The 405-nt window shown below is 66.7% G+C and carries 1 protein-coding gene; it reads right to left on the bottom strand.

Annotated features, from left to right (window positions below):
- Window positions 1-405: ImuA family protein (locus AC1DIX_RS28035; protein ID WP_477328646.1), on the bottom strand; the 405-nt coding region annotated here is incomplete at both ends.

The raw sequence follows: 405 nt of genomic DNA, 5'->3' as shown, positions 1-405 counted from the left end.
CGCCTTGCACAGGAAGCTCCTCGCTCGGAGTGACACTCACCCGCCACCGCGTGACCGAAGCCGTCGGCTGGCCGAAGTCCCTGGCTTCTGTCTGTCGTCGCCAGCGCCTGACGATCAGCCCCATGGTTCCAGACTTCTCCGCGGCAAGCTGAAGGCGACGCGACTTGGTCATCGGCAACCGCACCAGCTCGCCGACCACGGCACCCAGACCGCCATAGCCCAGGGCCTCCTCCATGTTGGCGATGACGTCGTCCTCGCTGGCGGACTCGACAAAAACGACCCGCTTCGGATGGAGGCCCGCCTGCGCCAGCGCAGGGAAAAACAGGTCCGGTCTTGCAAGGCACCAGACAATCTGGCCCTTGGTGCGGGCAGCAATGCCCGCCACGAAGAGTGCCGCCGCCGCGC

The organism is Massilia sp. 05N420, from assembly GCF_056397205.1.
The sequence above is the reverse complement of the archived record's forward strand: the minus strand, read 5'-3'. Positions and strand labels throughout refer to the sequence as shown.